Consider the following 25,920-nt stretch of genomic DNA (forward strand, 5'->3'; position numbering starts at 1 on the left):
AGAAATGATAGCGCTATCACAGATCGATGTTAGCGCTATCTGGTAGCGCTAACTTTCGCGATCAGGCTCACAGTTATCAGCCGGCAAGATCGCTAGATTGGCGCCATCTTATCCAGCCCGGACATTGCCATGCTGACCCAATTGCTGACCGAGGAGGTCATTTCCATCGAAGCGGGCGCCCGCGACTGGCGCCACGCCATCGAGCTGGCCACCGCCCCCCTGCTGGCCAACGGCACCATAGAGCCCTCCTATGTGGCGGCGCTCTATCGCTCCCACGAAGAGCTCGGCCCCTACTACGTGCTGGGCCCGGGCCTGGCCATGCCCCACGCCCGCCCGGAAGACGGCGTCAACCGGCTGGGACTGGCGCTGACCGTGCTGAAGGAGGGAGTCAACTTCGGCTCCGAGGGCAACGACCCGGTCCGGCTGCTGGTCACCCTGGCCGCCAGCGACAGCAACTCCCACGTGGAGACCATCGCCCAGCTGGCCGAGCTGTTCATGAATGAAGAAGACGTGGCGGCCATCATGGCGGCCACCAGCAAAGACGACATCTTGCGCATCCTGGCGCGTTATTGAGTGGCGCCCTGCGCCCGACAGAGGAAGAGAACATGAAGATTCTGGTTGTATGCGGACACGGCCTGGGCACCAGCCTGATGATGGAGATGAGCATCAAGAGCATTCTCAAGGAGCTGGCCGTGACGGCCGAGGTGGATCACCGGGATCTCGCCTCCGCCGGCAGCGAGCGCGCCGAGATCTTTGTCGCCACCCGCGACATCGCCGAACAGCTGGTCAGCATGGGCGTCGACGGCCGGCTGGTATCGCTGGACAACATGGTCGACAAGGCCGCCATGAAAGAAAAACTCGCCATCGCCCTGCGCGAGCTGGGCGCACTCTAACCCCTTTGCGACTGTCTGGGCGGCCGGTGAGCCGCCGCTTCCATCTGCTTGGAGCTGACCATGGAATTTTTCAATTTTCTGATGTTTGACGTGCTGTCGGAGCCGGCCGTGCTGGTCGGCCTGATCGCCCTCATCGGCCTGATCGCCCAGAAGAAACCGGTGACCGAGTGCATCAAGGGCACGGTCAAGACCATCATGGGCTTCGTCATCCTGGGGGCCGGCGCCACCCTGGTGGTGAACTCCCTCGGCGACTTCGCCACCATCTTCCAGCATGCCTTCGGCATCAAGGGGGTGGTGCCCAACAACGAGGCCATCGTCTCCATTGCCCAGCAGTCGTTCGGCAAGGAGATGGCGATGATCATGTTCTTCGCCATGCTGGTGAACATCCTGATCGCCCGGCTCACCCCGTGGAAATTCATCTTCCTGACCGGTCACCACACCCTGTTCATGTCGATGATGGTGGCAGCCATCCTCTCGGCCGGCGGCATGAGCGGCATCCCGCTCATCGCGGTGGGTAGCCTGGTGGTCGGCGTGACCATGGTGCTGTTCCCGGCCCTCGCCCATCCCTACATGAAGCAGATCACCGGCTCCGATGACGTGGCACTCGGCCACTTCTCCACCTGCTCCTACGTGCTGGCCGGCTGGATCGGCGCCAAGTTCGGCAACAAGGCCCACAGCAGCGAAGAGGTGCAGGTGCCCAAGAGCCTGCTGTTCCTGCGCGATACCCCGGTGGCCATCTCCTTCACCATGGGCATCATCTTCCTCATCACCTCCGCCTTCGCCGGCCCCGAGTTCGTCGCCAGCGTCGCCAAGGGCAAGCACTGGTTCATGTTCTCCCTGATGCAGTCCATCACCTTCGCCGCCGGGGTCTACGTGATCCTGCAGGGGGTACGGATGGTCATCGCCGAAATCGTGCCGGCCTTCAAGGGGATCTCCGACAAGCTGGTGCCCAACGCCAAGCCGGCGCTGGACTGCCCCATCGTCTTCCCCTACGCCCCCAATGCGGTGCTGATCGGCTTCCTGTCGAGCTTTGCCGCCGGTCTGGTGGGCATGGTGCTGCTCTACCTGCTGGGGCTCACCGTCATCATTCCAGGCGTGGTGCCGCACTTCTTCGTCGGCGCGGCGGCCGGGGTGTTCGGCAATGCCACCGGTGGCCGTCGCGGCGCCCTGCTGGGGGCCTTCGCCAACGGCCTGCTGATCACCTTCCTGCCGGTGTTCCTGCTGCCGGTGCTGGGGGATCTCGGCTTTGCCAACACCACCTTCAGCGATGCCGACTTCGGCGTGGTAGGGATCCTGCTCGGTCTGATCGTGCGCTGAGCCAGCCCCCCGCCAAAACAGAAACGGAGCGCCATGCGCTCCGTTTTTTTATGTCCGTCTGCCCGGCTTCAGTCGTTCTCCAGGCTGGCGAGGCAGTGAGACAAGGTGCGCGCCAGCGCCCCCTGGTTGCGCAGCACCACGGCGCGGGCCTGCTCGCCCATCTCCCGGCGTCGGCTCTCGTCGGCCAGCAGCGCGCTCACCTGCTCCCCCAGCTCGGCGGCATCGGCCACCACGGCGGCGCCACCCTGGGCCACCAGCTGGCGGGTGATGTCGCTGAAGTTGAAGTAGGCGGGGCCGCTCAGGCAAGGTTTGCCGAGCGCAGCCGGCTCCAGCAGGTTGTGGCCGCCCACCTTGACCAGGCTGCCACCGACGAAGGCCACGTCGGCCGCTGCCAGCATCAGCGGCAGCTCGCCCATGGTATCGCCGAGGTAAACCTTGTCGCGCTCGCCGACCGCACAGCCCGCCGTGCGCCGCACGCAGCCGTAAGGGGCGCACAGCGCCGCCACCCGCTCGAACCGTTCGGGGTGGCGCGGCACCAGAATGAGCAGCGCAGTGGGATGGTGCTTGAGCAGCAGATCAAAGGCGACCAGCACTTGTTCGTCCTCACCCTGATGGGTGCTGGCGGCGATCCAGACCGGCCGCTCCGTCCCCAGCAACTGGCGCAGGGCATGGCCCCTGGTCTGCACCTGCTCATCGAGCTGGATGTCGAACTTGATGGAACCGGTCACCGCCAGTCGCTCGCGCCCCAGCCCCAGCCGATGGAAGCGATCCGCGTCGTCCTGGTGCTGGCAGAGCAAATGGGTCAACGGCCGGCTGAGGGCATCAAACGCCCCCTGAAAACGGCCATAACGCCGGCAGGATCGCTCCGAGAGGCGGGCATTGATGATGGTCACCGGCAGATGGCGCGCCTCGCAGGCGGCCAGCCAGTTCGGCCACAGTTCGGTTTCCATCACCCAGAGCGCGCGCGGTTTGACGGCATTGAGGAACGCCGTCACCGCCCAGGGGTAGTCGAGCGGCGCGTAGCGGTGCTCCACCAGATCCCCCAGCCTGGCAGCCTGCTCGGCGCCGGTGCGGGTGGTGGTGGTGAGCAGGATCGGCAGATCGGGCCGCTCGGCCTTGAGGGCGCGGATGAAAGGAGTGATGGCCAGCGTCTCCCCCACGCTCACCGCATGGATCCAGAGCGGCGCCTCCTGCCCGGTGGCGGGCGTCCGCCCCAGGTGCTCGGCCCAGCGCTTGCCAAAGCCGGGCTTGCCCTTCTTCGGCTTGTAGAGCGCCAGCAATGCCAGCGGCAACCCCAGGTGGATCAGCAGGTTGTAGAGCAGCCGATAGCCCATGCTAGTGCGGCTCCCCGCGTTTGCCCGGCTCGGCGACAAAACGGGGCGGTTCGCCGGGCGGCAGCGCCAGCGGCGGGGCCGGCGTCTTGCTGCACTCCAGCCGGCGGCCAGCCTCGATGACCTGCTCCGGCATCAGCTCGATCAGGCATTTGAGGTGGCCGAACTTGCAGGTGCGCTTGAAACAGGGTCGGCACTCGATGTCGGTGTGGACGATCTCGACCCGGTCCGCCAGCGGCGGGGTATAGAGCGGCGAAGTGGAGCCATAGACCCCGATCAGCGGCCGGTTGAGGGCGGCGGCGACGTGCATCAGGCCGGAGTCGTTGGCGATCACCCGCCCGGCCAGCGCCATCAGGTCGATCGCCTCGTACAGATTGGTCTTGCCCGCCAGCACGTGGCAGTTGGGGCGCGACAGCGGGTTGATCCGGTCGCGGATGGTGTTGGCCACCGCCGCGTCCTTGGCGGAGCCGAAGATCCACACCTGCCAGCCCTCGTCCAGGTGCTTTTGTGCCACCACGGCGTAGTGGCCCTCCGGCCAGCGCTTGGCTGGGCCGAACTCGGCCCCCGGGCAGAGCACCAGCACCGGGCGGGCGCGATCCAGCCCGAGCCGCTCCAGCGCCTTCTCCTGGTTGATGAGATCGACGTTGAGGGCCGGCTGGGGAATAGTCGGGATGTCGGCCCGGCTCTTCATCTGCGCCTTGGGATAGGCCAGCGCCAGGTAGGCCTCCACCATCAGCGGAAAGGCGGACTTGTTGCTGCGCATGTCGTTGAGCAGACCGAAGCGGTGCTCACCCTTCCAGCCGGTGCGCACCGGGATGCGGGCAAACCAGGGGATCAGCGCCGACTTCATGGAGTTGGGCTGGATGATGGCCTGATCGTACTTCTCGGCCGCCAGCTGCTTGCCGAGCCGGCGGCGGGCCCCCAGCTTGAAGTCACCGTGGCCAAGCGGCATCGGGATGGCTTTGTCCACCTCCGGCATCCGCTCCAGCAGGGCACCACACCAGGCGGGCGCCATCACGTGCAGCTCGCTGTCGGGGTGATTGGCCTTGATCGCCTTGTAGAGGCTCTGGGACATCACCATGTCGCCGACCCAGGAGGGGCCGATCACCAATATCTTCATCTCGCGCGTCTCTTGGGCCAAGCCCTGCGGTTAATCGTTGCTGGCCGAGATTATGCCCCAAGAATGGCCCGAGAAATAACAGAAGATCCCCGCACCACCCGCTCTCATGCCAAAAAGAACCCCATTTGAAACTGACTCAACCCCGACCGCCGGAACCATGCTCCGCCTGCCGTTTTAGGCTAGAATGGGCGCCAATTTGAGCATGGCCCGCCAGCCGGGCGCCAACAAGAGCCTTTAATCCGTGAACAAACCGACTCTGGCGGCTGTCCTTATCGTCAAGAATGAAGCCGAAAACCTGCGCCCCTGCCTCGCCTCCCTCGACGGGCTGGTCGACGAGATCGTCATCATGGACTCCGGCAGCCAGGACGAGACCCCGGCCATCGCCGCCGAATTCGGCGCCCGCTTCTTCGTCAACCCGGTGTGGCCGGGCTTTGGCCGCCAGCGCCGCCTCGCCCAATCCCACGTGCAATCCGACTGGGTGCTGTGGCTGGATGCGGACGAGCGGCTCACCCCCGAGCTGAAAGCCGCCATCGCCGCCGTCATGGCCAACCCGGCCAGCGACACCATCTACTCGATCCCGCGCCTCTCCTGGGTGTTCGGCCGCTTCATCCGCCACAGCGGCTGGTATCCGGACCGGGTGCTGCGCCTCTATCCCAAGGCGCTCACCAGCTACAACGAGGTGCTGGTGCACGAGAAGGTGGAAGTGCGCGCCAACATGAAGATCGTCAACCTGCACGGCGACCTGCTCCACTTCACCTATCGGGATCTGGAGCACTACCTGGTCAAATCCGCCGGCTATGCCCGCGCCTGGGCCGATCAGCGCACCGCCCGCGGCAAGAAGGGCTCCCTCGGCCAGGGGCTGGTGCACGCGCTGGGCTGCTTCCTCAAAATGTACCTGCTCAAGGCCGGCTTCCTCGATGGCAAGCAGGGGCTCTTGCTGGCCATCCTGTCGGCCCACTCCACCTTCGTCAAATACGCCGACCTCTGGATCCGCCAGCAGCCGCAGGCACCGGATCAGGCGGACAAGTAAGCCGCAGCACTTCCCCTCATACGAGACAGGGCCCTTCAAGGGCCCTGTCTGCATTTACATCATCTGGCATCAGTGTTCAGTGCGCCAGAACGGCGGCGCCCAGCGGGCGATCGCCGCCGCCATGGTCTTGGGATCGAGCTGGCTCATGTCTTCCGGGTGATCGCTGTCTTCCGGCGGGCTGAACGCCAGATGGCGCCCTTCGCTGTTGAGCGGACGCCAGCGCAGCGGCGTCGCCGAGCGGTGCGCCGGGAAGAAGCCGATGGTAGGCACATCCAGCGCCGCGGCGATGTGCAGCGGCCCGGTACTGCCCGCCACGAACAGGGCGGCGTTGGCCATCACCTGGCAGAACTTGGGCAGCCCCTCGTCGGAGCGGTAGATCCAGCCGTTGCCGCCGTGGGCCAGCAACTCGGCCGCCAGCTGTTCGGCGATCTTCTCCTCCCCCGGCCCCGCAGTCAGGATGCACTGCAACTCGGGACAGGCCTGGTTGAGCTTGATGATGAGGCGGGCGTACTGCTCGATGGAGAGGTTGTTGGCCGAGCCGCCGCTGCCGGCATGCACCATCAGCCAGGGGCGACCGGCATCGAGCCGCAGGCGGGCGGCGACCTGCTCGCGCACCTGTTGCAGGCTCTTCGCATCGAAGCTGAGGTAGGGGCCCTGCGGCTCCACCGCGCTCACCTGCTGGTCGGCAAGGAAACGGCGCACCAGATCCAGGTTGTATTCGTACTCCGGCTTCTGGGAGCGGGAGCGGCGCTGGATCAAGCGCTGGTTGTAGAGCACCTGGGCCAGCTTGGTGGCCGGCGCCAACCGGTAGGGAATGTGCGCCTTCCACACCAGCATGGCGTTGCGGGAGTTGGAGAAGAGGCAGATGGAGGCATCGAAGGCGGCGGCCTTGATGCGCGCCTGCAAGGCGCGTTGCTGTTCCTTGTCGGCCCGTGAGCCCGGATCCAGGATGATCTCGTCAATCCAGGGGCAGAGGCGGGCCAACGGCGCCGTGTAGGCAGGAACCAGGGCAGTCACATGACACTCCATGGAGCGCTTGAGCATGGCAAAGCTCGGCCAGGCCAGCATGAAGTCACCAATCTTGTCATTGCGGACTACCAGAATACGTTTCATAAAAAATCCCTTTGCTCCCTGTCACCAATGCAAGGAGGCTTGATGCGCGGTGCGGGTATTCTTGCCTGATGTATCGCTATTCTCAAGCGAAGAGACCCGGTGACCCCGATTTGGGTCGGCAAAGCCGGCATCGGGGCGCCAAAACTCGCCCCAAGGCGGTCGCGCCAATCCCCCAACAGACCCTATAATGCGACCAAATTTCCCGGTTGCAGGAATCAGCAGCATGACCAACAAGGTAATCTATCCCGGCACCTTCGATCCCGTCACCAACGGCCATACCGACCTCATCGGCCGGGCCGCCAAACTGTTTGATGAAGTGGTGGTCGGAGTGGCCAACAGCCCGAGCAAGCGGCCGCTGTTCGATCTGGACGAGCGGGTGCAGCTGGCCCGCCAGGTAACCGCCCACCTGCCCAACGTCAAGGTGGTCGGTTTCTCCGGCCTGCTGGTGGATTTCGCCAGGGAGCAGCAGGCCAACGTGCTGATCCGCGGTCTGCGCGCCGTTTCCGACTTCGAGTACGAATTCCAGCTGGCCAACATGAACCGCCGCCTGATGCCGGAGCTAGAGAGCGTGTTTCTCACCCCGGCCGAGGAGAACTCCTTCATCTCCTCCACCCTGGTGAAGGAGGTGGCCCTGCACGGCGGCGACATCCGCCAGTTTGTCGACCCCGCCGTGGCCGCCGCCATCAAGGCCAAACAGACCAAGTAACAACGAAACAGGCTACCCGAGGGTAGCCTGTTTGCTGCTGGGGGCCTGTGCGGCTCAACCCGCCAGACGCGGGCCCAGCAGTTGCTGACTCGCCAGGGCCAGCTGATCGAGCCACTCGTAACGGCGCCGGTACATGGCCCGCTTCTTGGAGGCGATCTCCTCCAGCGGCTTGCGCTGAGCGGGCTGCAGCCGTACGAAGTTGTCATCCAGATCGATGGCGCCAAACTCCTGCCACAGCTCGTCATAGTCCGCCTGCAGACAGGCTTTCTTCTTCTTGCTGTAACGCCGGGCCTGATAGATGTGGGCCTTCATCCGCACCGCCGAGATATGCTCGGCCTGCATCGCCTCGGCCAGCTGCATCACCAGCATCACCACCAGCGACTTGGGCCGCAGACCGTGGCCCTCCTTGGTCAGCGCACGCACCTTGTCCTGCGCCTGCTCGATGCAGGGCTCCGGGCCCTGGACCGAACCGATCACCACTGCCAGCCGGTTGGGAGTGCCGGCCAACGAGAAGGCGCAGCTGTAGAGCCGCTTGCCCTGCGGGTCGACGATGGAGAGGGCCAGCTCCGCCTCGCGGCGGAAGGTGCCGTCGTGGCGCAGCACGATGCGACAGCCGCTCTCGGGATAACGACCGAGCTCGATGCCATCCCCCAGATAGAGCGGGTCGATCAGATCCGGGTAGCGAGCCAGCATCAGCCGGTAGTGGTTTTCCAGCATCTCGGCCCGCTCGGTCGCGGTGGAGCCGGCAAAGCGATAGGGCCGCATCGGCTTGTCGAGCAGCTCGGGATAGTGGGCAGGCAGGGCCTTGAGCGGTTCGGCCTGAAACAGCTCGAACACGCGGCTCAGCTGCTGCCGATAGAGCAGGCTGCGCAGCACGAACTTGGCGCGATTGAAGGTTTTGCGGGCGCTGTCATCGGGATAGAGGAAGCGCGCCATTTTTTGGGCACAATAGTGCCCCTGCCGGGACAAATGGTCCCAGTCTATTGATTTAGCTGTCATTTTATTTTCTCAAACCGCCTGAACGGTCGAGATAGTAGTGACAGGCGAGCAAATCTTCAACAGACTGGAAATACTCTCTTACAACTTGGCTATTTCAGGCCAAAAAAAACGCGATTCAGCGCTGGCAGTGGGAACAGAACACGGTGGTACGCTGCCCCAGCCGGATTTCGCTGAGCAGGGTGTGGCAGTGAAAACAGGGCTGGCCGCCCCGCCCGTACACCTGCAGCTGCTGCACGAAATAGCCCGGTTTGCCGTCTGCACTGGTGAAATCCTTGAGGGTGGTGCCGCCCTGCCGAATCGCTTCGGCCAGCACCCGCTTGATCTCGGCCACCAGGGTGTCCAGCCGCTCGGCGCTGATGTTGCCCGCCGCCCGCTTGGGGTGAATGCCGGCGGCGTAGAGCGCCTCGTTGGCGTAGATGTTGCCCACCCCGACCACCACATGGTTGTCCATCAGGAAGGTCTTGATGGCGGTGCTGCGCCCCTTGGCGCGCTCACGCAGGTAATCGGCATTGAACGCATCGGTGAGCGGCTCCGGCCCCAGCTTGACCAGCAGCGCGTGCGCCTCGGCCGGCTCGCGGGTCCACAGCAGGGCGCCGAAGCGGCGCGGATCGTTGAGCCGCAGCAACTTGCCGTTGGCCAGCTCGATGTCCACGTGATCGTGCTTCTCGGCCGGGGTGCCGATGTCCAGCACCCGCAGGCTGCCCGACATGCCCAGATGGAGGATGGCGGTGCCGAAGTCGGTCTCCAGCAGCAGGTACTTGGCGCGGCGGCTGACCCGGTGGATGGTGAGATCCACCAGCTCCTGGATTTCCCCCGGCACCGGCCAGCGCAGACGGCCGTCCCGCACCACCACTCGGGTGACCTTGATGCCGGTAAGCCAGGGCGAAATGCCCTGGCGGCTGACTTCGACTTCCGGTAATTCAGGCATGGGATCCTCGTGCTGACGCTGAAAAAGGGTTAGGGAGCTGGACGCAGCAGGCTGCGGTACTGCTCCTGGCTCAGGCTGAGCCAGGTCGAGGGCGGCAGCAGGGCGGCAAACTTGCCGCTGTCCTGATAGAGGCCCACCTCGATGGGATCGCTCTGGCCGGCGACCCAGATCTTGAGGGTAACCGGGTTGCCGCGCACGGATTCGCCGGGCGGCAGCAACCAGCCCTGCCAGGCCTCGATGTGCGCCGCCAGCTGGGCACTGTCAAGCCCCAGATCCGGCCCGCTGCGCCAGCCCTGCCCGATCCGTTCGATCTGCCAGCTCGGCCCCTGCCAGGTGAGCACCACGGCGCTGTCAGGCAGCAGCGGACGCGCCCGCTTGGCGCTGTTCTCCTGCTGGGCCAGCTCCAGCCGGTGCAACAGGGTGATCACGATCAGCACCACCACGATGATCACGTTGTTCCAGCCTTTGCGGCTCAGTTTGAACATGACAAGCCTCCCTTAAGAACCGGCAGTGTACTGAATTTCGGCCATAAAAAAACCCGGCACTAGGCCGGGTTTTTGGGAATGCAGCATCAAGTAATTACTTGATTTTGCCTTCCTTGTAGATCACATGCTGACGAACAACGGGATCAAACTTTTTGATCTCCATTTTTTCGGGCATGGTGCGCTTGTTCTTGGTAGTGGTATAGAAGTGACCAGTACCGGCGCTGGAGTTCAGGCGAATTTTCTCGCGAATACCTTTAGCCATGATCTAATTCCTTATACCTTAACACCGCTGGCGCGCAGTTCAGCCAGAACCACTTCAACGCCACGCTTGTCGATGATACGCATGCCTTTTGCGGATACGCGCAGGCTTACGAAGCGTTTTTCACTCTCAACCCAAAAACGGTGAGTGTGCAGGTTCGGCAGGAAACGACGCTTGGTAGCGTTGTTAGCGTGCGAACGGTTGTTACCAACTGCCGGGCGCTTGCCGGTTACTTGGCATACTCTAGACATGTCAGTCTCTCCAAATCTTACTTCATTGCTCGAGCAAATATCTGCCCCGCTGGCCTTCGATTGCGGGGCAAACAGAAGGCGGCATTTTATACAGCATCCGTGATCAAAGATCAACTAATACGGCGCCAGAGCACAGTCATAACCAACCGCGCTCGGCGAAAGAAACCGTGATGCCGTCACCGATCACCAAGTGATCCAGCACTCTGATATCGATCAGGGCCAAGGCGGCCGTGATCCGATCCGTGATCTGGCGGTCGGCCCGACTGGGCTCGGCGACGCCGGACGGGTGATTATGCGCCAGAATCACGGCGGCTGCATTATGTTTGAGTGCGATCTGCACGATTTCTCTGGGCCAGACGCTCGCCGAGTCGAGGGTGCCGTAAAAAAGTTCAACGAATTGAATCACTCGGTGCTGGTTGTCGAGCAGCAGCAGGGCAAACACCTCCCGCGGTCGATCCCGCAGCTGAGCCTGCAGATAGTCCCGGGTCAACTGGGGCGAAGTGAGCGGATCGCCTCTTTGCAACTGCTCGGCCAGATGGCGCTTGCCCATCTCCAGCACGGCCTGCAGCTGGGCATATTTGGCTGGCCCAAGACCGTGCGCCGCGCAAAAGGCCCGCTGTTCGGCGCCAAGCAGCGCCCGCAACGAACCAAATTGCTGCAACAGATGGCGGGAGAGATCGACCGCACTCAGGCCGCTGACCCCGGTGCGCAGGAAGATCGCCAGCAGCTCGGCGTCGGACAAGCCGCCAGGCCCCTGACGCAACAGCTTCTCGCGCGGGCGTTCATCTTCCGGCCACTCCTTGATGCTCATTTGTCTCTCCCTCATGCCTATTGAGAGAAAACATAGCAAAAAATCGCGGGAGCCCGACCACAAGTCCCCCATGTCAGCCTCTGTCGTCGTCCGCTGCCTGTGGTATCTTAGCCGACCAGTCAGAGTGAGCCGGAAGAGAAGCAGCAGATGAGATTGGCCGATAAACGCATCCTGTTGGGTGTCAGCGGCGGGATCGCCGCCTACAAGAGTGCCGAGCTGGTACGCCGCCTGAAAGATCAGGGGGCCGAGGTACGGGTGGTGATGACCCGTTCCGCCAAGGAGTTCATCACCCCGCTCACCCTGCAGGCCGTCTCCGGCCACCCGGTGGCCGACAGTCTGCTGGATCCCGCCGCCGAGGCGGGCATGGGTCACATCGAGCTGGCCAAGTGGGCCGAGCTGGTGCTGATCGCCCCGGCCAGCGCCAACCTGATGGCCCGCATGGCCGCCGGCATGGCCGATGAGCTGCTCACCACCCTCTGCCTGGCGACGCCGGCACCGGTGGCACTGGCACCTGCCATGAACCAGCAGATGTACCTCAACGCCGCCACCCAGGCCAACCTCAAGACCCTGGCCAGCCGCGGCATCTTGCTGTGGGGGCCGGACTCCGGCAGCCAGGCGTGCGGTGACGTGGGCCCGGGCCGGATGCTGGATCCCCTCGAGCTGGTTGAACGCTGCTGCCAGCAACTCGCCGCCGAGCCGCTGCTGGCCGGGGTCAGGCTGCTGCTCACTGCCGGGCCGACCCGCGAGGCGCTGGATCCGGTGCGCTACATCAGCAACCACAGCTCCGGCAAGATGGGCTACGCCATCGCCCGCGCCGCCCGTGAAGCGGGCGCCGAGGTGACCCTGGTGAGCGGCCCGGTGGCACTGGCCACCCCGGCGGGCGTCACCCGCGTCGACGTGGAAAGTGCCGAGCAAATGCATCAGGCGGTGATGAGCCGGGTCGGCCAGTGCGACCTCTTCATCGGCTGCGCCGCCGTCGCCGACTACCGCCCCGCGCAGGTAGCCAACCAGAAGATCAAGAAGACCGGTGACAACGACCAGATGCAGCTGACCCTGGTCAAAAACCCCGACATCATCGCCGCTGTGGGGGCCTTGTCAGACAAGCCCTTCACCGTCGGATTTGCCGCAGAAACCGTGGATGTGGAACAATACGCCCTCGACAAACTGCAGCGTAAGCGGCTGGACATGATCGCCGCCAACGACGTATCTCGTGCGGGCCAGGGCTTCAACGCCGATGACAACGCCCTGACCGTGTTCTGGCAAGGGGGTCAAGCACCCCTGCCCCTGGCCGATAAGCTGACGCTGGCTCGTCACCTCATCGCCCTGATTGCAGACCACTACCGGTACTGAGCCAGTCAATCGACCACCTCCACTCCATTAAAAACGATTTATGACAACACAAATTGAACTGAAGATTCTGGATGCCCGCATCGGCACCGATTACCCGCTGCCCGCCTACGCCACACCGGGCTCCGCCGGCATGGATCTGCGCGCCCTGCTGGATGCCCCGCTGACCCTGGCCCCGGGTGATACCACCCTGGTACCGACCGGGCTGGCCATCCACATTCAGGATCCGGGCCTGTGTGCCACCATCCTGCCCCGCTCCGGCCTCGGCCATAAGCACGGCATCGTGCTGGGCAACCTGGTCGGCCTCATCGATTCCGACTACCAGGGCCAGCTGATGGTCTCGGTGTGGAACCGTGGCAATGACAGCTTCACCATGCAGCCCGGCGAGCGCATCGCCCAGCTGGTGATCATGCCGGTCGTTCAGGCCAGCTTCCAACTGGTCGATGAGTTCAATCAGAGCGAACGGGGTGAAGGCGGTTTTGGTTCTTCTGGTCGCCAATAACAGACCACACCAGCCCGCGCGGCGGTGCCTAATAACAGAATCAGGCCATTGTTTTTTTAGGGGAATCCATGGCAAGCAGTAATCAGAAACAGAGTCGGCGCGATCAGATCCTGCAGGCGCTCGCCCATATGCTGGAGACCAGCCCTGGCCAGCGCATCACTACGGCCCGTCTGGCGGCCGAGGTGGGGGTATCCGAGGCCGCTCTCTATCGACATTTTCCCAGCAAGGCGCGAATGTTCGAGGGGCTGATCGACTTTATCGAGGATTCCCTGCTGTCACGGGTCAACCTGATCATGGCCGAAGAGAAGGACACCATGGCCCGCTGCCACCACATACTGCAGCTGCTGCTGGTGTTCGCCGAGCGCAATCCCGGCATCACCCGCATCCTCAATGGCGATGCCCTGTTGGGTGAGCACGACCGGCTGCGAGATCGCATCAGCGTCCTGTTCGACAAGCTGGAGACCCAGATCAAGCAGGTGCTGCGGGAAAAGCGGCTGCGTGAAGGCCAGGGCTTCCAGCTCGACGAGACCATGCTGGCCAACCTGCTGCTGGCCTACACCGAGGGACGCATCAGCCAGTTCGTTCGCTCCGAGTTCAAAATCAAGCCCACCGCCGGCTTCGAAGATCAGTGGCAGTTTATCCGCAGCCAGCTGCTGCAGAGCTGACACGCTCAATTTGCAATCAGTAGCGGCCACGCCGCTCCAGACGGGTTGCAGTAAAGAGGGAGGCCTTGGCCTCCCTTGTTTTTTGTGGCACAAAAGAAGCGATGAGCACCAGATGCGACCCAGATTGTCGCATTCCAGTGTTAGATTCATGCGTCATAAACCTTTTATCGCCTGACAGGACACCCTATGGAACCCGAAATCATCACCGAAGCGCAGACCTGGCTGGTCAACAACCAGGGCCTGCTGATCGAGTATGCCGTCAACATCGCGGCCGCCCTGATCACCCTGCTGGTCGGCTATATCGCCGCCAACCTCATCAGCAGCGCCGTGGTCAAGGTGATGCAGGCCCGCAAGCTGGACACCACTGTCACCCACTTCGTCGGCAGCATCCTCAAGTACGCCATCCTGGTGTTCGTGGTGATCGCCGCGCTGGGCCGGGTCGGGGTGCAGACCGCCTCCTTCGTCGCCATTATCGGTGCCGCCGGTCTGGCCATCGGTCTGGCGCTGCAAGGCTCGCTCTCCAACTTCGCCGCCGGCTTCCTGCTCATCATCTTCCGCCCCATCAAGGCGGGCGAGTTCATCGAGGTGGCAGGCACCAATGGCGTGGTGCAATCCGTTCAGCTGTTCACCACCACCCTCACCTCAGGTGACAACAAGATGGTGGTGGTGCCCAACTCCGCCATCCTCAACGGCACCATCGTCAACTACTCGCGCATGGATACCCGCCGGGTCGACATGACCTTCGGCATCGGCTATGGCTCCGATCTGCGCAAGGCCAAGCAGATCCTGGAGCGGCTGGTCAGTGAAGAGCCGCGCATCCTCAAGGAACCGGCCGCCACCATCGCCGTCGCTGCACTGGCCGACTCCTCGGTCAATATCGTGGTGCGCCCCTGGGTCAAGACCGGCGACTACTGGGGAGTCTGGTTCGACTTCCACGAGAAGGTGAAGCTCACCTTCGATGCCGAAGGCATCGAGATCCCCTTCCCGCAGATGGTCATGCACATGCAAAAGCCGCAGGCCTGAGCCTGTTCTTGAATGACACAATGCCAGCCTCCGGGCTGGCATTGTCGTTTCCAGCCCTCTGACGAGCATAAAAAATCCGGCCACTCTGGGCCGGACTTTGTTTTCAGCATGCCGGGGGCGTCGACTTACACCAGCCGACGAGCCACCCGGTTGAGCAGCGGTTGCACCAGCACATAGCCTCCCAGCACGGCACCGATCACCGCCAGCACCCGTAACGGCAAGGTAGGCGCCGCACTGGTCAGCACCATGGTCAGCAGGCCGATGAGGCCGGTGGCGATCAGGCTCAGAGCAAACAGGGACAACACAGCTTTCATAGCGATCTCCTCATTCCAGACAGTGGCCATCCCTGGGAGATCTCGTCCATTCGCTCATATGCTAGCCAGCCTCCACTACCAACAACTTGCGCTTGCGCATGAAATGAGCGAAAAGGCGTCTGTCGAATACGCTTTTGGCTGCCAGGCCAAACTGCCACCCCACTCACAACAGGCCCTCGCCCTGAAAGCCCTTTCGGCGGCGGCAAGCCCGACCAAGTATGCGCAAACGCAAGATCCGGCTGCCATCAGTGACTCATAATCGCAGCGTTTTGGTTGTAAACTCGGTCGATGGCAGACAATTGGTAAAGCTCTGTTACACGGGCGGCGCAGCTGGCCCGGTATAATGCTCGAATAATAAGGTTTGGCGGGAGCCTTGCCTGCAAGGTTCATACACAACTTGGAAGACTGATAATCCTATGAAAAACATCAATCCAACCCAGACCCAGGCCTGGCAGGCACTGGAAGCCCACTTTGCAGCGAACAAAGAGACCCGGCTCAAGGATCTGTTTGCCCAGGATCCCCAGCGTTTCGACAAATTCTCCCTCACCCTCGGTGGCGACATCCTGGTCGATTACTCGAAGAACCTGATCACCGAAGAAACCCTCAAGTTGCTGGTTGATCTGGCCAAAGAGACCGATCTTCGCAGCGCGATCGACGCCATGTTCAATGGCGACAAGATCAACATGACCGAAGGCCGCTCGGTGCTGCACGTGGCCCTGCGCAACCGCTCCGACCGCCCCATCGAGAGCGACGGCAAGGATGTGATGCCGGAAGTGAACGCCGTGCTGGCCAAGATGAAAGGCTTCTGCGAGAAGATCATCTCAGGCGAGTGGAAAGGCTACACCGGCAAGGCGATCCAGCACGTGGTCAACATCGGTATCGGTGGCTCCGATCTCGGCCCGGTGATGATCACCGAGGCACTGCGCCCCTACAAAAACCACCTGCAGATGCACTTCGTCTCCAACGTCGATGGCACCCACATCGCCGAGACTCTGAAGAAGATCGATCCGGAAACCACATTGTTCCTGGTGGCCTCCAAGACCTTCACCACTCAGGAGACCATGACCAACGCCCTGACCGCCCGCGACTGGTTCATCGAGATCGCCGGTGACAAGGCCCACGTTGCCAAGCACTTCGCTGCGCTCTCCACCAACGGCAAGGCCGTGGCCGAGTTCGGTATCGATACCAACAACATGTTCGAGTTCTGGGACTGGGTTGGCGGCCGCTACTCCTCCTGGTCTGCCATCGGCATGCCCATCGCCCTGTCCGTCGGTTTCGAGCACTTCGAAGCCCTGCTGCAAGGCGCCTTCGAGATGGACATGCACTTCGCCACTGCCTCCTATGAGCAGAACGTGCCGGTGCTGCTGGCGCTGATCGGCCTGTGGTACAATAACTTCTACGGTGCCGAGTCCGAAGCCATCCTGCCGTACGACCAGTACATGCACCGCTTCCCTGCCTACTTCCAGCAAGGCAACATGGAGTCCAACGGCAAGTACGTGGATCGCAACGGCAAGCCGGTTGACTACCAGACCGGCCCCATCATCTGGGGTGAACCGGGCACCAACGGCCAGCACGCCTTCTACCAGCTGATCCACCAGGGCACCAAGCTGATCCCCTGTGACTTCCTGGCACCGGCCATCAGCCACAACCCGATCGGCGACCACCACCCGAAACTGCTGGCCAACTTCTTCGCCCAGACCGAAGCGCTGGCCTTCGGCAAGAGCAAGGAACAGGTCGAAGCCGAGTTCCTGGCGGCTGGCAAAACCCTGGAGCAGGTCAAGGATCTGGTGCCGTTCAAGGTGTTCGAAGGCAACCGCCCGACCAACTCCATCCTGTTCAAGAGCCTGACCCCGAAAACGCTTGGCTCTTTGATTGCCATGTACGAGCACAAGATCTTCGTACAGGGCGCAATCTGGAACATCTTCAGCTTCGACCAGTGGGGCGTGGAGCTGGGCAAACAGCTGGCCAACAAGATCCTGCCGGAGCTCAATACCGATGCGGCTGTCACCAGCCACGACTGCTCCACCAACGGTCTGATCAACACCTGGAAAGCATGGAAAGCCTGATTTAGCCGGCCTTTCTGAATGCAAAAGCCCCGCTCGATGAGCGGGGCTTTTTTGTGGCCGGGTTTTCTGGCTGGCCGGTCGGGTGTCCAGCCCGGCCGGCGACGGGGATCGTCATCCCCGCCCCTTCATCATCCTGCCCGATGCCGGCTTAACCGCCGACGGCGATGCGTTTCATGTCCTTCATGTAGCCACGCAGTGCCTGACCAATCTTCTCGCATCAGGCATGGTTGCGGGTCATACCTGATTAACCGCCGACAGCGATGCGCTTCATGTCTTTCATATAACCGCGCAGTACCTGGCCGATCGCTTCGATGGGGTGGTTGCGAGTCGCTTCGTTGGCCGCCAGCAGCGCCAGGTTGTCGACGCTCTGCTCATCCGCCTTGCTGGCACCCAGGTCGCCCGCTTTCAGGGTCGGCATGAAGTGCTCGCGCAGCAACGGCACGGCGGCGTTGGCGAACAGGTAGTTGCCGTACTCGGCGGTGTCGGAAATGACCACGTTCATCTCGTACAGACGCTTGCGGGCAACGGTGTTGGCGATCAGCGGCAGCTCGTGCAGGGATTCGTAATAGGCAGACTCTTCATAGATGCCGGAGGCCACCATGGTTTCGAACGCCAGCTCGACACCCGCCTTGACCATGGCCACCATCACCACGCCATTGTCGAAATACTCCTGCTCGGCAATCTTGCCTGCAAACGCCGGCGCGTTTTCGAAGGCGGATTTACCGGTCTCTTCGCGCCAGCCGAACAGCTTGGCATCGTCTTCGGCCCAGTCGGCCATCATGCCGCGGGAGAATTCACCGGCGATGATGTCGTCCATGTGCTTCTCGAACAGCGGGCGCATCAGGGTCTTGAGCTGCTCGGAGAGCTCGAAGGCGCGCAGCTTGGCCGGGTTGGACAGACGGTCCATCATCAGGCTGATGCCGCCCTGCTTCAGGGCTTCGGTGATGGTCTCCCAACCGAACTGGATCAGCTTGCCGGCATAGGCCTTGTCGGTCCCTTCGGCAACCAGCTTGTCGTAGCAAAGCAGGGAACCGGCCTGCAACATGCCGCAGAGGATGGTCTGCTCGCCCATCAGGTCAGATTTCACTTCCGCCACGAAGGAGGACTCCAGCACGCCGGCACGGTCGCCACCGGTGGCAGAGGCCCACGCCTTGGCGATGGCCATGCCTTCGCCCTTGGGGTCGTTCTCCGGGTGAACGGCGATCAGGGTCGGTACGCCGAAACCCCGCTTGTACTCTTCACGCACTTCGGTACCCGGGCACTTGGGCGCCACCATCACGACCGTGATGTCGGAGCGGATCTGCTGACCCTCTTCCACCACGTTGAAGCCGTGGGAGTAGCCCAGCGCGGCGCCCTGCTTCATCAGCGGCATCACGGTTTTGACGACGTCGGAGTGCTGCTTGTCCGGGGTCAGGTTCAGCACCAGATCGGCGGTCGGGATCAGCTCTTCATAGGTGCCGACCGCGAAGCCGTTGTCGGTGGCCTTCTGCCAGGAGGCACGCTTCTCGGTGATGGCGGCCTTGCGCAGGGCGTAGGAGATATCCAGCCCGGAGTCGCGCATGTTCAAGCCCTGGTTCAGGCCCTGGGCACCACAGCCCACAATCACCACCTTCTTTCCCTTCAGCACGTTGCAGCCGTCCGCGAACTCTTCGCGCTGCATGAAACGACACTTGCCCAGCTGGGCCAACTGCTGACGCAGGTTCAAGGTGTTGAAATAGTTAGCCATGGTGATTGCTCCGTTCGATTGATTCCATGCCGGATGGCGGCGTTGTCGAAACCACTATAGCGCGGGACACTTATTGCCTGAACTGATATATTCGAAACAGTACGTTGCAATAATTGAAACGTTAACCCTTCATCATCGCAGGCAAGACCTACCTCCAGACGGTAGATTGAAGCCGCCCAGAACATGGGTCTCGGCCAGAGATGCCGCACCAGGAGTTGAAAGATGGACCTTCGCAATCTCGAGCTGTTTCTCCACCTCGCCGACTCCCTCCACTTCGGCAAGAGCGCCGATGCCATGGCGGTCAGCCCCTCCACTCTCAGCCGCGCCATCCAGCGGCTGGAGCAGGAGACCGGCTGCGTGCTGTTCGAGCGGGACAACCGCTCGGTGCGGCTCACCCCGGCGGGCGAGAAGCTGCGCGAATTCGGCGGCGCTCTGCTGCAGGAGTGGCGCCAGCTCAAGCAGGAGCTCAAGCGCAGCGACGAGCCGCTGCAGGGTCGGCTACGGGTGTTCTGCTCGGTCACCGCCAGCTATTTTCTGCTGCCCGAGGTGCTGGAGCGCTTTCGCCGCCGCTATCCCCAGCTGGAGATCAAGCTGGAGACCGGCGACCCGGCGCTGGCGGTGGACAAGATCCTGGCCGACGAGGCCGATCTGGCCATCGCCGCCCGCCCCGATGCCCTCTCCGCCAAGCTGGAGTTTGCCAGCCTGCAGCAGGTGCCGCTGGTGTTCATCGCCCCTCGCACCTCACCGCAGCAGAGCCAGTGGTTCTCCCAGGGAGAGCCAGACTGGGAGCGGCTGCCGCTGATCCTCTCGGAGCAGGGGCTGGCCCGCAAACGCTGCGATCAGTGGCTGCGCAACAAGGGGATCGCTCCCAACATCTATGCGGAGGTAGCGGGTAACGAGGGGATTGTCGCCATGGTGGCGCTCGGCTTCGGGGTGGGGCTGGTGCCGGCGGCGGTGATCGACCACAGCCCCATGGGCGAAAAGGTACGTATTGTCGAACCCAAGCCGGCGCTCAAGCCGTTCGATGTCGGCATCGCCGTGCTCAAGAAGCGGCTGGAAGAGCCGCTGATCCGTGCCTTCTGGGATACGGCGCGGGGCCAGGGCTCACTGCGCTGACACGGTGGGCAACGCCGGAGCATAAATGAGCGAGGGATCCTGCATCATGGCGCGGCTGCCGGCCGGCAGATCCGGATTGCTCAGCTCCAGCATCACCCGCCGATCGAGCTGCAGCCGCCGGATGGTGCTGCCAAAGCCCGCCTCGAATACCCGCTCATAGTCACCGGACTGACGGGCTCGCTGCAGGCCCAGCTCGATGCGCTTGGCCAGTTCCGGGTACTTGGGCGAGACGAAGAACAGCAGCGCCAGCGGATAGCGAAACACCAGGTGCGGCTCGATGGCCAGCTCAGAGTGTTGCTTGAGCTCCTCCTCGATCTCGATGACCGAACGCAGGAAGCAGTCGAAGCGCTGCTTGCGCAGCATGTTGAACAGGGCATCGTAGAGGCTGCCCACCACCACGTTGAGGCCGTTCTCCTTGAGCAGACGGGTATCAGGCCAGGATCTGTGCTGGCCGATGCGAAGCCCGGCATGTTGCCAGTCGGTCAGCGATCGTATGTTAGCGAACCGCCCCTCGTCCCCCTGCCGAATGAGGCACACCCGCCAGCCCAGCAGCCCTTTTGCCAGCGGGACATGGATGGCCAGCAGGGTACGCTCGCGCTCCTCGTCGGGAGCAAACACCCCGATCTGCACCAGCTCGCCGCTTTGCAACTCCTTGACCGCCCGCCCCTGCTCCATCGGCGGGCTGGCAATCAGCCGATAGGGGCCGTATTCCGGCACGGTCAGATCGAGCGAGAGTCGCAGCAGACCGGCCACGGCGGGATTGGGATGGTCCAGCAGCAGGTTCCAGGCCCTGATGGATACCTCTGCCGCCGACACGCTGCCGGCGAACAACATGACGCAACACAACCAGCTCCTGATCATCGCGCACCTCCCCCGCCATCCATTTACTATAACCTCAGGCCTGGCCCCCTTGATGCAGGACGCCACAGATGTGTGAGCCACTTCGTGTCAGATCTGACAATGGTCAGTCTGAGGATCAATTCACCGACTAGACTGGATGTTCAGCCTGAATGGAACAAGGAGCAGCGCCATGATGCCCCATCTGATCGAAATCAACAGCTCGCTGCTGTTCGATGAGTACCTGCAGAGCCTGGGCGTACCGCAAACACAGCTCGATCAGGAGCAGGATATCTATCTGCAGGAGCGCCACCTGGCAGCGGTACGCCAGATCCAGGGTGAGCTGAAGTTTTACCTGCGAGCCAGTGCCCTGACCAGGTAGTGATCCGCAACCGGTCACAGAACCGGCGCTGAAAGCGTATTACACTGGCACCATCCGCCACCCACGGGAGTGCCCATGAAACCAAGCGGCCTGGATCGGCTCTTCAAACCCCAGTCAATCGCCGTCATCGGTGCCTCGACCGACCCGCAGAAGGCGGGTCACGTGGTGATAAGACACTTGCTTGCCGGCCATTTCAAAGGCCCCATCCTGCCAGTCAGCCCGCACAGCAAGGCCATTGCCGGTGTGCTGGCCTATGCCGATATCGACAGCCTGCCGCTGGCCCCGGATCTCGCCATCGTCTGTACTCGGCGGGAACGGGTGCTGACCCTCATCGAAGCGCTTGGCAAGCGTGGAACGGGCGCCGCCATCATACTGGCGGCAGACTTCACTGTGCCGGAGCGGGAACAACTGCAACAACTCAGCCGGCAATACGGCATCCGCCTGCTCGGCCCCAACAGCATGGGGATGCTGCTGCCGGGCCAGGGCATCAATGCCAGCTTCTCACCGATTGCTGCCAAGCCTGGTCAGGTTGCCTTTCTCTCCCAGTCGGCCGCCGTCAGCACCACCATCCTGGATTGGGCCAAGCAGCATGAACTCGGCTTCTCGGCCTTCATCTCCCTTGGCGATCACTGCGACATCAACTTCGGCCAGCTGCTTGATCAGCTCTCCCGCGACAGCGTGACCCGCGCCATCCTGCTCTACATGGACAAGCTGCAGGACGCCCGCCATTTTCTCTCGGCCGCCCGCGCCGCCTCCCGCAACAAACCCATCCTGGTGCTTAAGAGTGGCCGCCATGAGCCGGACAACGGGCTCGACAACGTCTATGACGCCGCTATCCGTCGGGCCGGCATGCTGCGGGTACGGGATACCCACGAACTGTTTGCCGCCGTCGAGACCCTGAGTCACTCCCTGACCCTCAAGGGGGAGCGGCTCGCCATCATCTCCAATGGCCGTGGCTTGGCCAACATGGCGATCGACAAGTTGCTGGAGCGTGGCGGCAAGCTGGCGATGCCGCCCCGCGATATCGGCAGCGATGCCGACATCAATGACTATCAGCAGGCGCTCGACGACCTGCTGCAAGGTGACGAGGCTGATGCCATCCTGCTCATCCATGCCCCGTCACTCACTGCCCGTGGCGCCGCCTTGGCGCGCAGCCTGATCGACTACGTCAAACAGCACCCCAGGGCCAGACGCTTCAATATCCTCACCAACTGGGCGGGAGAATATTCGGCCCAGGAGGGGCGTCGTCTGTTCAGCGAGGCAGGCTTCCCCACCTATCGCACTCCCGAGAGCGCGGTCGCCGCCTTCATGCACATGGTGGAATACCGGCGCAACCAGAAGCAGCTGATGGAGACCCCCGCCTCCCTGCAGGGTGACAGGCTCAACCTCGAGCTGTGCCAGCAGTTGATCAGACAGGCGCTGGAACGCAAACAGCTCACCCTTGACACCCATCTGGCACACCCCATTCTGCAGGCCGCTGGGCTCTCCACCCTGCCGACCTGGATCGTCTCCGATGCCATCGAGGCAACCCTGACCGCGGAGCAGATCGGCTACCCGGTGGCAGTCAAGCTGCGTTCACCAGACATCCTCCACAAGTCGGCGGTACACGGCGTCATGCTCAACCTGCGTACCTCGGCCGAAGTCGCCCAGGCTGCGGACGCCATTCTGGATCGGGTCAGGCAGCACGATCCCGGCGCCCGTATCGAAGGCCTGCTGGTACAGCGCATGGCGCGCCGCAGCGGCGGATTGGAACTGCGGATCCGGCTGCAACAAGACCCCGTATTCGGCCCCGTCATCCTGCTCGGTGAATCAGGCGCCGAACCGCAGGAGATGATGGCAGCCCTGCCGCCGCTGAACCAGGCGCTGGCACGCTACCAGATCATTGGAGCGCTCAAGAGCCGCAAGATCCGCGAGCAGGCCAGTCCGGAGCGACTCGATATCGATGCCCTCGGCCAGGTGTTGTGCCAATTGTCGGAGTTGCTGCTCGCCTTCCCCGAGATCCAGCAGCTGGATCTGCACCCACTGCAGGCCTGCGGTGCCGAAATGGTGGTACTGGATGCCAGCCTGACTCTGCAACCTGCTGAAGAAGGCCGCTGTAGACTGGCTATCCGCCCCTATCCCACCGAGCTGGAAGAGGGGGCCTGGCTCAAAGATCAGAGCCATGTGCTATTGCGCCCGATCCGGCCGGAGGATGAACCGGCTCACAAGCAGTTTGTACTCAAGGTATCGGACGAAGACAGGTACAAGCGCTTCTTCGCCGACGTGGGGGAGCTGGGACATGAAGAGCTGGCCCGCATGACCCAGATCGATTACGACCGGGAGATGGCGTTTGTCGCCGTGGGGCAGGATGGTCCGTTCGACCAGCAGATCCTGGGGGTAGTACGAGCCATTTCCAACCCGGACCTGTCTGATGCAGAGTTTGCCATCCTGGTGCGCTCCGACCTGAAAGGGCTGGGGCTTGGCAAGCTGATGATGGAGAAGATAGTGCGCTATGCCAGAGAACGCGGCATTGGCCAGCTGTCGGGCATGACCATGCCCAGCAACCGCGGCATGATCAACCTGGCCAAACGGCTTGGCTTCAAGATCGATATCCAGCTGGAAGATGGGGTGGTCAACATGGAGCTGTCCTGCGCCAGTCAGGAGCAAGCATAAAGCAGAGAAATCAGCAGTTTATAGCCATAAATTGCCGATTTTAGATAATAAAAAACCCCGCTCAGATGAGCGGGGTTTCTCGTGTTGGGTGCCTGGCAGTGTCCTACTCTCGCATGGCGAATGCCACACTACCATCGGCGCTACCGCGTTTCACTTCTGAGTTCGGCATGGGATCAGGTGGTTCCACGGCGCTATGGCCGCCAGGCAAATTCTTCAATCTAAGAAAGCTGAGGTAAGTAATTCGTTCGTATTTGCTACAAGGCCAGAAACACTTCTTGGGTGTTGTATGGTTAAGCCTCACGGGTAATTAGTATGGGTTAGCTCAACACGTCGCCGCGCTTACACACCCCACCTATCAACGTTGTGGTCTCCAACGGCCCTTTAGGACCCTCAAGGGGTCAGGGATGACTCATCTCAGGGCTCGCTTCCCGCTTAGATGCTTTCAGCGGTTATCGATTCCGAACTTAGCTACCGGGCAGTGCCACTGGCGTGACAACCCGAACACCAGAGGTTCGTTCACTCCGGTCCTCTCGTACTAGGAGCAACTCCCTTCAATCATCCAACGCCCACGGCAGATAGGGACCGAACTGTCTCACGACGTTCTGAACCCAGCTCGCGTACCACTTTAAATGGCGAACAGCCATACCCTTGGGACCGACTTCAGCCCCAGGATGTGATGAGCCGACATCGAGGTGCCAAACACCGCCGTCGATATGAACTCTTGGGCGGTATCAGCCTGTTATCCCCGGAGTACCTTTTATCCGTTGAGCGATGGCCCTTCCATTCAGAACCACCGGATCACTATGACCTACTTTCGTACCTGCTCGACCTGTCCGTCTCGCAGTTAAGCTGGCTTATGCCATTGCACTAACCTCCTGATGTCCGACCAGGATTAGCCAACCTTCGTGCTCCTCCGTTACTCTTTGGGAGGAGACCGCCCCAGTCAAACTACCCACCAGGCACTGTCCGCGACCCAGATTCATGGGCCTGCGTTAGAACATCAAACATACAAGGGTGGTATTTCAAGGACGGCTCCAGCGCAACTGGCGTCACGCCTTCAAAGCCTCCCACCTATCCTACACATGTAGGTTCAATGTTCAGTGCCAAGCTGTAGTAAAGGTTCACGGGGTCTTTCCGTCTAGCCGCGGGTACACCGCATCTTCACGGCGAATTCGATTTCACTGAGTCTCGGGTGGAGACAGCATGGCCATGGTTACACCATTCGTGCAGGTCGGAACTTACCCGACAAGGAATTTCGCTACCTTAGGACCGTTATAGTTACGGCCGCCGTTTACCGGGGCTTCGATCAAGAGCTTCGCTTGCGCTAACCCCATCAATTAACCTTCCGGCACCGGGCAGGTGTCACACCCTATACGTCCACTTTCGTGTTTGCAGAGTGCTGTGTTTTTGATAAACAGTCCCAGCCATCTGGTCACTGCGACTCCCAACTGCTCCATCCGCAAGGGACTTCACTGTCAAGAGCGAACCTTCTCCCGAAGTTACGGTTCTATTTTGCCTAGTTCCTTCACCCGAGTTCTCTCAAGCGCCTTGGTATTCTCTACCCGACCACCTGTGTCGGTTTGGGGTACGATGACTTGTAATCTGAAGCTTAGAGGCTTTTCCTGGAAGCAGGGCATCAATGGCTTCCACACCGTAGTGTGTTCGTCTCGTGTCTCAGTGTTGTGTCTCCGGATTTGCCTAGAAACACCACCTACGCACTTTCACCAGGACAACCGTCGCCTGGCCCACCTAGCCTTCTCCGTCCCCCCATCGCAATTACAAGTCGTGCAGGAATATTAACCTGCTTCCCATCGACTACGCCTTTCGGCCTCGCCTTAGGGGTCGACTCACCCTGCCCCGATTAACGTTGGACAGGAACCCTTGGTCTTCCGGCGAGGAGGCTTTTCACCCCCTTTATCGTTACTTACGTCAGCATTCGCACTTCTGATATCTCCAGCATGCCTCTCGACACACCTTCGCAGACTTACAGAACGCTCCCCTACCACTCACACTTAGTGTGAATCCGCGGCTTCGGTGCCTGGTTTGA

Annotated in this window: 25 protein-coding genes and 2 rRNA genes (1 of these 27 only partly in view); 13 read left to right on the forward strand and 14 right to left on the reverse strand. The window is 62.0% G+C overall.

What is annotated here, in order from left to right:
• Positions 1–129: 129 nt before the first annotated feature.
• From R2E40_RS22130 to R2E40_RS22140, 3 genes are read left to right on the forward strand one after another with little or no spacing between them, the layout of a single operon-like run.
• Positions 130–573 (forward strand): PTS sugar transporter subunit IIA, encoded by a 444-nt coding sequence (locus R2E40_RS22130; RefSeq protein WP_005307534.1) that lies wholly within the window; start codon positions 130–132, stop codon positions 571–573.
• A 32-nt stretch (positions 574–605) separates the two neighbouring features.
• Complete coding sequence (locus R2E40_RS22135) at positions 606–893, forward strand: PTS sugar transporter subunit IIB (RefSeq protein ID WP_026142047.1); 288 nt, start codon at positions 606–608, stop codon at positions 891–893.
• A gap of 60 nt (positions 894–953) precedes the next feature.
• The gene (locus R2E40_RS22140; protein ID WP_011704190.1) at positions 954–2,210 is read left to right on the forward strand and encodes a PTS ascorbate transporter subunit IIC; all 1,257 of its coding nucleotides are present in this window, start codon (positions 954–956) and stop codon (positions 2,208–2,210) included.
• 68 nt (positions 2,211–2,278) lie between these two features.
• On the opposite strand, the gene waaA is transcribed toward R2E40_RS22140, so the two are convergent.
• Complete coding sequence (gene waaA, locus R2E40_RS22145; protein ID WP_318164394.1) at positions 2,279–3,544, reverse strand: lipid IV(A) 3-deoxy-D-manno-octulosonic acid transferase; 1,266 nt, start codon at positions 3,542–3,544, stop codon at positions 2,279–2,281.
• 1 nt (position 3,545) lies between these two features.
• Entirely contained in the window at positions 3,546–4,661 is a 1,116-nt protein-coding gene (gene waaF / locus R2E40_RS22150) for a lipopolysaccharide heptosyltransferase II (RefSeq protein WP_318164395.1), read from the reverse strand.
• A gap of 241 nt (positions 4,662–4,902) precedes the next feature.
• On the opposite strand from waaF, the gene R2E40_RS22155 reads away from it, so the two are divergent.
• Positions 4,903–5,691, forward strand: a complete 789-nt coding sequence (locus R2E40_RS22155; RefSeq protein WP_042067291.1) for a glycosyltransferase family 2 protein — start codon at positions 4,903–4,905, stop codon at positions 5,689–5,691.
• 69 nt (positions 5,692–5,760) lie between these two features.
• On the opposite strand, the gene R2E40_RS22160 is transcribed toward R2E40_RS22155, so the two are convergent.
• Positions 5,761–6,804, reverse strand: a complete 1,044-nt coding sequence (locus tag R2E40_RS22160) for a glycosyltransferase family 9 protein (RefSeq protein WP_045528605.1) — start codon at positions 6,802–6,804, stop codon at positions 5,761–5,763.
• A 223-nt stretch (positions 6,805–7,027) separates the two neighbouring features.
• On the opposite strand from R2E40_RS22160, the gene coaD reads away from it, so the two are divergent.
• Positions 7,028–7,510 carry a pantetheine-phosphate adenylyltransferase gene (gene coaD, locus R2E40_RS22165; protein WP_011704185.1) on the forward strand — a complete coding sequence of 161 codons (483 nt, stop codon included), beginning with the start codon at positions 7,028–7,030 and terminating at the stop codon, positions 7,508–7,510.
• A 54-nt stretch (positions 7,511–7,564) separates the two neighbouring features.
• Here the strand turns inward: coaD and R2E40_RS22170 are convergent, their stop codons facing one another.
• The 6 genes from R2E40_RS22170 to radC all read right to left on the reverse strand — a co-directional run bounded on the left by R2E40_RS22170 (position 7,565) and on the right by radC (position 11,243).
• Positions 7,565–8,446, reverse strand: coding sequence for a VirK/YbjX family protein (locus tag R2E40_RS22170; RefSeq protein ID WP_318164396.1), 882 nt, complete (start codon positions 8,444–8,446; stop codon positions 7,565–7,567).
• A 178-nt stretch (positions 8,447–8,624) separates the two neighbouring features.
• A complete protein-coding gene (mutM, locus tag R2E40_RS22175) occupies positions 8,625–9,437 on the reverse strand; it encodes a bifunctional DNA-formamidopyrimidine glycosylase/DNA-(apurinic or apyrimidinic site) lyase (protein WP_318164397.1) in 813 nt (270 codons plus the stop codon).
• 29 nt (positions 9,438–9,466) lie between these two features.
• A complete protein-coding gene (locus R2E40_RS22180) occupies positions 9,467–9,922 on the reverse strand; it encodes a hypothetical protein (protein ID WP_045528603.1) in 456 nt (151 codons plus the stop codon).
• Positions 9,923–10,016: 94 nt separating this feature from the next.
• Positions 10,017–10,184, reverse strand: coding sequence for a 50S ribosomal protein L33 (gene rpmG / locus R2E40_RS22185; RefSeq protein ID WP_005307500.1), 168 nt, complete (start codon positions 10,182–10,184; stop codon positions 10,017–10,019).
• 11 nt (positions 10,185–10,195) lie between these two features.
• Positions 10,196–10,432 (reverse strand): 50S ribosomal protein L28, encoded by a 237-nt coding sequence (gene rpmB / locus R2E40_RS22190; protein WP_005307492.1) that lies wholly within the window; start codon positions 10,430–10,432, stop codon positions 10,196–10,198.
• A gap of 136 nt (positions 10,433–10,568) precedes the next feature.
• Positions 10,569–11,243 carry a RadC family protein gene (radC, locus tag R2E40_RS22195; protein WP_011704181.1) on the reverse strand — a complete coding sequence of 225 codons (675 nt, stop codon included), beginning with the start codon at positions 11,241–11,243 and terminating at the stop codon, positions 10,569–10,571.
• A 147-nt stretch (positions 11,244–11,390) separates the two neighbouring features.
• On the opposite strand from radC, the gene coaBC reads away from it, so the two are divergent.
• The 4 genes from coaBC (at position 11,391) to R2E40_RS22215 (ending at position 14,780) form a co-directional block, all read left to right on the forward strand.
• A complete protein-coding gene (gene coaBC / locus R2E40_RS22200) occupies positions 11,391–12,593 on the forward strand; it encodes a bifunctional phosphopantothenoylcysteine decarboxylase/phosphopantothenate--cysteine ligase CoaBC (protein WP_318164398.1) in 1,203 nt (400 codons plus the stop codon).
• 40 nt (positions 12,594–12,633) lie between these two features.
• On the forward strand, positions 12,634–13,092 hold the full coding sequence (gene dut / locus R2E40_RS22205) for a dUTP diphosphatase (protein WP_017411128.1): 459 nt from the start codon (positions 12,634–12,636) through the stop codon (positions 13,090–13,092).
• Between the two features lie 68 nt (positions 13,093–13,160).
• Positions 13,161–13,757 carry a nucleoid occlusion factor SlmA gene (gene slmA / locus R2E40_RS22210; RefSeq protein ID WP_011704178.1) on the forward strand — a complete coding sequence of 199 codons (597 nt, stop codon included), beginning with the start codon at positions 13,161–13,163 and terminating at the stop codon, positions 13,755–13,757.
• A 186-nt stretch (positions 13,758–13,943) separates the two neighbouring features.
• A complete protein-coding gene (locus R2E40_RS22215; RefSeq protein ID WP_011704177.1) occupies positions 13,944–14,780 on the forward strand; it encodes a mechanosensitive ion channel domain-containing protein in 837 nt (278 codons plus the stop codon).
• 125 nt (positions 14,781–14,905) lie between these two features.
• On the opposite strand, the gene R2E40_RS22220 is transcribed toward R2E40_RS22215, so the two are convergent.
• A complete protein-coding gene (locus tag R2E40_RS22220; protein ID WP_005323764.1) occupies positions 14,906–15,094 on the reverse strand; it encodes a holin in 189 nt (62 codons plus the stop codon).
• A gap of 416 nt (positions 15,095–15,510) precedes the next feature.
• On the opposite strand from R2E40_RS22220, the gene pgi reads away from it, so the two are divergent.
• Positions 15,511–17,160, forward strand: a complete 1,650-nt coding sequence (pgi, locus tag R2E40_RS22225; RefSeq protein ID WP_318164399.1) for a glucose-6-phosphate isomerase — start codon at positions 15,511–15,513, stop codon at positions 17,158–17,160.
• Between the two features lie 244 nt (positions 17,161–17,404).
• Here the strand turns inward: pgi and ilvC are convergent, their stop codons facing one another.
• Positions 17,405–18,886 (reverse strand): ketol-acid reductoisomerase, encoded by a 1,482-nt coding sequence (ilvC, locus tag R2E40_RS22230; protein ID WP_029305272.1) that lies wholly within the window; start codon positions 18,884–18,886, stop codon positions 17,405–17,407.
• 222 nt (positions 18,887–19,108) lie between these two features.
• On the opposite strand from ilvC, the gene ilvY reads away from it, so the two are divergent.
• A complete protein-coding gene (gene ilvY / locus R2E40_RS22235) occupies positions 19,109–20,002 on the forward strand; it encodes an HTH-type transcriptional activator IlvY (RefSeq protein WP_318164400.1) in 894 nt (297 codons plus the stop codon).
• Here ilvY and R2E40_RS22240 read toward each other — a convergent pair.
• Positions 19,991–20,863 carry a hypothetical protein gene (locus tag R2E40_RS22240; protein WP_201887595.1) on the reverse strand — a complete coding sequence of 291 codons (873 nt, stop codon included), beginning with the start codon at positions 20,861–20,863 and terminating at the stop codon, positions 19,991–19,993. The two genes, ilvY and R2E40_RS22240, sit on opposite strands and share 12 nt — an antisense overlap.
• 169 nt (positions 20,864–21,032) lie before the next feature.
• Here R2E40_RS22240 and R2E40_RS22245 point away from each other — a divergent pair, with 169 nt between their 5' ends.
• Both R2E40_RS22245 and R2E40_RS22250 read left to right on the forward strand, forming a co-directional pair.
• Positions 21,033–21,221 (forward strand): hypothetical protein, encoded by a 189-nt coding sequence (locus tag R2E40_RS22245; protein WP_318164401.1) that lies wholly within the window; start codon positions 21,033–21,035, stop codon positions 21,219–21,221.
• Between the two features lie 75 nt (positions 21,222–21,296).
• Positions 21,297–23,873, forward strand: coding sequence for a bifunctional acetate--CoA ligase family protein/GNAT family N-acetyltransferase (locus R2E40_RS22250; RefSeq protein WP_318164402.1), 2,577 nt, complete (start codon positions 21,297–21,299; stop codon positions 23,871–23,873).
• 90 nt (positions 23,874–23,963) lie between these two features.
• Here the strand turns inward: R2E40_RS22250 and rrf are convergent.
• A 5S ribosomal RNA gene (gene rrf / locus R2E40_RS22255) occupies positions 23,964–24,078 on the reverse strand.
• Positions 24,079–24,159: 81 nt separating this feature from the next.
• Positions 24,160–25,920, reverse strand: a 23S ribosomal RNA gene (locus tag R2E40_RS22260) (it continues 1,128 nt past the right edge of the window).

Origin of the sequence: Aeromonas sp. CD (assembly GCF_033349375.1) — a bacterium.
GTDB lineage: Bacteria > Pseudomonadota > Gammaproteobacteria > Enterobacterales > Aeromonadaceae > Aeromonas > Aeromonas hydrophila.